Here is a 6,297-nt window from a genome sequence, read left to right as displayed (position 1 = left end):
GATGTAAAATTACCTGCGAATTATGATGTTGGGTTACGACGGAATTTAATTTTGTGTTTATCTTATCAAATTATTTGTCCGCCTAACCCAACCTACAAGAATCAACCCAAACTCGCTTTCAAATCACCTTTGGCTTTCTCCAATGCTTCGGGTAATTTACTCGCATCTCTTCCCCCAGCTTGAGCTAAATTAGGTCTTCCACCACCTCCACCACCGCACATTTTCGCAATAGCACCAATAAATTTACCTGCCTGTACGCCTTTTTTATTAATATCTGCGCCGAATGCAGCAACTAAGCTGACTTTTCCGTCTTCAATTGCGGAACCTAAAACAACGGCTGCATTGTTACCTATTTTCTGCTGCAATCTTTCGGCTGCTGTTTTCAAGGATTCTGCGTCAACTCCTTCCATTTTGGCGACGAGATATTTGTATTCACCTACCGATTCAACTGTTTCTAATAAACTGTCGGATTTAGCGATCGCCATTTGCCCTTTAATCTTCTCAATTTCTTTCTCCGCGTTTCTCAGTTCGGTTTGCAAGGTGGTAATGCGATCGGGAATCTCTTCTGGTTTAACTTTGAATCTCTCACTTAAATCTTTTACTACATTATCCCGGACGTTGAGGTAATCTAATATTGCTGGACCGGAAACGGCTTCAATCCGCCGCACGCCTGACGATATCCCGGCTTCGGAGATTATCTTAAATACTCCTATCTCCGCAGTATTACTTACATGAGTGCCGCCACACAGTTCCATTGATACGCCTTGAAAGTCAATAACTCGCACTTCCTCACCGTATTTTTCACCGAACATGGCAACCGCTCCTCTAGCTTTTGCTTCTGCTAAAGATAAAATTTCAACTTTGGCAGCATGAGCTTCAGCTATCCAATTATTAACTTGTGCTTCAACAGAAAGCACTTCTTCCGGTGTCATGTTGCGGGGACAGTTGAAGTCGAAGCGCAATCTATCGAAGTTTACTAAGGAACCTGCTTGAGAGATGCTATCATCGACGATTTTTTTCAACGCCGCTTGTAACAGGTGAGTTGCGGTGTGGTTGGCTTGAGCGCGACGACGACAAGCGCGGTCGATTTGAGCGGTTACGGAATCTCCTACTCGGATTGTACCGCGTTCGATGCGTCCGAAGTGAACAAAAAAGTCGGATTCTTTTTTTACGTCTTCAATTCTGACTACAATTCCATCACCGCTGATATAACCGCGATCGCCAATTTGTCCCCCGGATTCGGCGTAAAATGGGGTTTTGTTGAGGAGAATTTGAACTTCAGTTCCGGCTTCTGCTTCTTCTGTGGAAATCCCTTCTACTAATATTGCTTCAACTTTGGAAGTGGCTGTGGGTTCTGTGTAACCAACAAATTCGGTAACTTCGATATTTTCAGCTAATTTATCGAGTTCGCCTTGGACGGTTAAATCGATGGTTTCGTGAGATTCCCTACCGCGATTCTTTTGTTGTTCCATTTCGGCATTGAAGCCGTCAACGTCAACCGTAAAATGTTGTTCTGCGGCGATTTCTTGAGTTAATTCTAAGGGAAAACCGTAAGTGTCATACAGCTTAAAAGCATCTTCACCACTGATAACAGTTTTACTTTCCTGCTTCAATTTAGCGATAACTTCCTCAAGTAGTTTCTCACCACGTTCCAAAGTTTTGAGAAACTGAGATTCTTCTCGCTGTAATTCAGTTTTGATAGCGTTTTCGCGTACCCGTACTTCGGGATATGCTCCTTCGGAAAGTGCGATCGCTGTTTCTGCAACTTGGGTGGTAAATTCCCCTTCAATGCCAATTAATCTGCCGTGACGCACTACCCGACGTAACAACCGACGTAACACGTAACCTCTCCCGACATTAGAAGCGCGAATTTCATCGGCGATCATGTGTACCACGGCGCGAATATGATCGCCAATTACTTTTAAGGAAGTTTTGGTTTTTTCGTCACTTTTACCGTAGTCAATTCCAGCGATTTCGGCAGCTTTTTCAATAATTGGGAAAATCAAATCGGTTTCATAATTATTGGGAACCTGTTGGAGAATTTGAGCCATTCTCTCCAAACCCATCCCGGTATCAATATTTTTATTTGCAAGGGGGGTTAAATTACCATCTGCATCGCGGTTATACTGCATGAATACCAAGTTATAAAACTCGATAAACCTGGTATCATCTTCTAAATCTATATTCTCATCGCCGCGTTCGGGATGAAAATCGTAGAAAATCTCTGAAGAAGGTCCACAAGGTCCTGTAGCACCGGAAGCCCAAAAGTTATCTTCATCCAAGCGTAAAATCCTGGCTTCCGGTACGCCGATTTTATCTCTCCAGATATTGTAAGCTTCGTCATCTTCGTGATAAACGCTGACTGCAAGTCTTTCGGGGGGTAAATTAAATACTTTTGTAGAAATTTCCCAACCCCAAGCTATAGCTTGCTCCTTAAAATAGTCGCCAAAACTGAAATTACCCAACATCTCGAAAAACGTGTGATGTCGCTTGGTAACTCCGACGTTTTCAATGTCATTAGTACGGACGCACTTTTGAGAAGTCGTAGCGCGTTTGAATTCAGGGGTACGCTGTCCTAGAAAAATCGGTTTGAAGGGAAGCATCCCCGCGATCGTCAGCAATACCGTAGGATCTTCCGGTACTAGGGAAGCACTAGGGAGTGGTTGATGTTCCCGTTGCGCGTAAAAGTCAATGAATTTTTGCCGGATTTCGTTACCGCTGAGGTGTTGGGGATTTACAGACATGGGACTAAGCCTTGATTAACGTTAACTCGACTTAAAACTATAAAATACCAAAAATATCAAAATACGGGGAATTGGGGATTGGTAATTGGGAATTGGGCATTGGGAATAGTTAGGAGTAAAAAGTAGTTTGCAGTAAGTTATGCATTATTGATCCTTCTCCCCATCACCCATTACCAACCTTATTCCTTTAGATATGCTTTTTTTCTTTAAGAATAGGTAAAATTCTAAAAGAACAATCATGTGAAATCTAGAGAGTGAGGTAGTTCATGGCGCTTAAAGTAAAAGTTTCTAATATGAAGTGTGACGATTGTGCTTCCAAAATTAGCGAAGCTATCAAGGTTATGGAACCTAAAGCCAAAGTTGATGTGGATTTGGATTCAAAGACAGTTACCGTAGATTCTGGCGCTTCTGACGAATCAATTAAGCAAGCAATCGTTGCTGCTGGTTATCACATTGAAGGTTATCAGTAACTAACGAGTGGCAATGATGAATTGATAAATAAAGTATCATTCCTAAACTCGCACAGCCGACGGGCTATTGGGATTGAGTTTTATTTATAAAGCTTATTTAACTGAATGCGACAAAGCCGGTTCTCTAAAAACTTGCTGATTAGGGAACAAAGTTCTTATTTCGTCTCATTGGAAACAGGGTTTCTTCGCATCAGTAGTTGAGTCAGACTTGATTTACCTGTGACGTATATTTACTTAAGTATATTCCGAATGTTGAAATCATTCCTTAAGTAAATATACGTCCGTAAAACGAAGTTTGTTTAAGTGATTTATATCGTTTTTTTAAATTATCGCTAGCAAGGCTTCTTTAATATCAAAATTTAAAGGAGGATTTTATTTTTAAAATTTTCTTAATATTCTCGGAACTATAATTGAGAAATTATTAAAATTTACTGATTTAGATGTGTATCTGGGTTATCACGTATTTAGTGAAAACCTCATAAGTAATTTTGAGGCAATTATTAATAATCCAGAAATTCTACGGAGCGAATCATTTTGTTTACTGCTCGTATCGGTTATGTGTGACTTCTACATCTCAGTGAATATTGAAACATACTTAATTGGTGGAAATCACAGTCATATTTAAAGACTTATTCCCATGATTCCGTGTTTGTACGGTTTGACATATATGTTGTTAAGACAGAAATTAGGGATCGGGAATATCGGTTTTATAGATTGTAGTTAAGGATGCACTAAAAAGAGGAGATTAATTTGATGTTCGTTTACAAGGTTAACGGAGTAAAAAAAACAGATGTGGGGTCACACCCCCTTGGCATAAATAAATTTATATTGACTAATTAGAAAGTTCAACAGGTTTGATTGGGATTTTACCCTATCCTTCTTACATCACTATCAGAAAATAAGTATTTATTCGATGGGCAATAAATAAGATTAAATTTAATTAAATTTAAGTAAACGACTTTATTCTTATGCAGAAACTGTATTTAATAGCCGGTTGATTGCAATAATACTTAGACAAACTGATAGAAGAGGGTAATTAACTTGAAGCAAATAATAACTAAAGTAAAAATCATGAACATTTCCATTTTGGTTTTTGGAAATGATAAATTTCTAGCCACATTACCAGAGCAAATTCGAGAAGCAGGTGCTTTTAATTTAGAAGCGATCGCGAATCTGCAAATGGCAGTGTCGCGTATTCAATCAAAGCCTCCTGATATCATTCTCATACAGTCAAGTCAGGATGATAGTATGCAACTTTGCTGTTGGTTAAATCAACAGACGAAGCTTTCTTGGATATACTGCATTCTTTTAGAAGATAGTCCCGAGCTAATTGCCGATCGAGAAAATCAAAGTTGGGAATGGGAGTCAGAAATCACATCCAGAGCGCTCAAACTTGGAGCTGATGCCTATATTTGGTACGGAGATGCACATTCGGAATCTACCCCACAACGAAAAACAGATTCTGCTGCATATTGGAATGCTAGTCATCGCTTACTGCTGTCCCAATTAACTGTAGCTTTGCGTAAAGCTCAGAAATATCGCGATTTGATGAAAACAAATGATTTATTGTCAACCATTGCTTTAGCGGATTCCTTAACAGAATTAAACAACCGTCGAGCTTTGGAATGGGATTTACCCAGACAGGTAAAAAAAGCCCGTACTGATAATACTCCCTTAAGTTTGATTATTTTAGATGTAGACCATTTCAAAAAAGTTAACGATAAATACGGACATTTAGTTGGAGATAAACTATTAAAGTTATTGTCCAACCGCATCCGTAATAATTTGCGGGTTCAAGATACTGCATTCCGCTACGGTGGAGAAGAATTTGTGATCATTCTTGGCAATACCACCGCAGAAGAAGCAGATTCGGTAGCTTATCGACTTAATAAGATAGTTGGAGATAGTCCTTTTGCAATCGACAGTACATTAACTATAGATGTCACCATCAGTCTAGGAACTGCTTGTTTGCTTGCAAACGATGATGAAAAAGGGTTAAATTTGTTAGATCGTGCAGATACTTTATTATTACAGGCAAAATCTGAAGGACGAAACCGCGTAATTAGCTGCATCAATACGACGGAAAAAAATTCATCCGTCCACAATGAAGTTAATTGCAATAATAAAATACAAAGTAATTCTTACATTTTTAATCCCACAAATAAAGCACTGCAAAAGGAAGTTAATTATAGAACTATAGCCGGAAGCAGCAGTTACGTTTCTCATCACCGCGCAATACAACTACCATGTATAAAAATTGCCGTAGGATAAAATTAGGAGTTATGAGTAATGAGTTGCGATCGACGGATCGAATCTGGATTGACCTAAAAATTTGAGTTTCTCCTTCAAGAGACATCAACCGTTAGCTTTTCACTCTTAACTCCTTGTTTTATGAGGATATTTCCACATTCTTCTACTGTTGCACGCTCTCGCATAGAATCAACTAAAGCTTGATATGCAGACCAGTTATTTTCTAAAAGTGTTTTTGCTTGGAGAATACTAAAACGCTGTTTCTGTTCGCAAATAGATGCAGAACAGCCCAAAGACTTCAAAACTCCCATAATTTTATTTTTATCATCTGCACCACCATTTGCGTCGTTATAAACCAGCTTTTCTGCTGCGATACCAGCCATCCAAATTGTATAGTAACGTTCTAGAATTCGAGTACCAATGGTACCTTGTAATAATTCAACATCATCAAAACTCACACCACCAAGTCCCCGTTGTTTCTGCTTCAGTGCTTCCCAAGCGCTCAGAGTATAACCCGTTACCGGAACATCTAAAATATAAGCTACAAGGAAATGTCCCGCTTCGTGATGGAGAATACGTTCCCTATATTCACGAGAAAATCCACCAATCAAATCCAAAAATAACGTTCCTCCCTGACCCGACAAACTCCAAGAATCAAAAGTTGCGATCGCCAAAATTAAAAAAGTAGTCACAGCAGGAACCGCAGGTGATAAATGAATCAAAGGTCCGAGCAGTATTGAAAAGGTAATCAAAAATATTGATATCGCGACCAAGTTTAAAGTTGTTTTATTCATTCTTTTATTATGTATCAGGGAGTAGGGAGTAGGGAGTTA

The 6,297-nt window shown here is 39.2% G+C and carries 4 protein-coding genes; 2 read left to right on the top strand and 2 right to left on the bottom strand.

The features are described 5' to 3' along the window. Positions 1 to 101 precede the first annotated feature (101 nt). Positions 102 to 2,744 (bottom strand): alanine--tRNA ligase, encoded by a 2,643-nt coding sequence (alaS, locus tag VB797_RS07255; protein WP_323236990.1) that lies wholly within the window; start codon positions 2,742 to 2,744, stop codon positions 102 to 104. 266 nt (positions 2,745 to 3,010) lie between these two features. Here alaS and VB797_RS07250 point away from each other — a divergent pair, with 266 nt between their 5' ends. Together VB797_RS07250 and VB797_RS07245 are read left to right on the top strand one after the other, a co-directional pair. Further along, positions 3,011 to 3,214 carry a heavy-metal-associated domain-containing protein gene (locus VB797_RS07250; RefSeq protein ID WP_323236989.1) on the top strand — a complete coding sequence of 68 codons (204 nt, stop codon included), beginning with the start codon at positions 3,011 to 3,013 and terminating at the stop codon, positions 3,212 to 3,214. Between the two features lie 1,071 nt (positions 3,215 to 4,285). After that, on the top strand, positions 4,286 to 5,485 hold the full coding sequence (locus VB797_RS07245; RefSeq protein ID WP_323236988.1) for a diguanylate cyclase: 1,200 nt from the start codon (positions 4,286 to 4,288) through the stop codon (positions 5,483 to 5,485). Between the two features lie 74 nt (positions 5,486 to 5,559). On the opposite strand, the gene VB797_RS07240 is transcribed toward VB797_RS07245, so the two are convergent. After that, positions 5,560 to 6,258, bottom strand: a complete 699-nt coding sequence (locus VB797_RS07240) for an ATP-dependent Zn protease (RefSeq protein WP_323236987.1) — start codon at positions 6,256 to 6,258, stop codon at positions 5,560 to 5,562. Positions 6,259 to 6,297: the final 39 nt, after the last annotated feature.

The organism is Rivularia sp. UHCC 0363 (assembly GCF_034931125.1).
In the GTDB taxonomy this organism is placed as follows: Bacteria; Cyanobacteriota; Cyanobacteriia; order Cyanobacteriales; family Nostocaceae; genus Rivularia.
The sequence above is the reverse complement of the archived record's forward strand: the minus strand, read 5'-3'. Positions and strand labels throughout refer to the sequence as shown.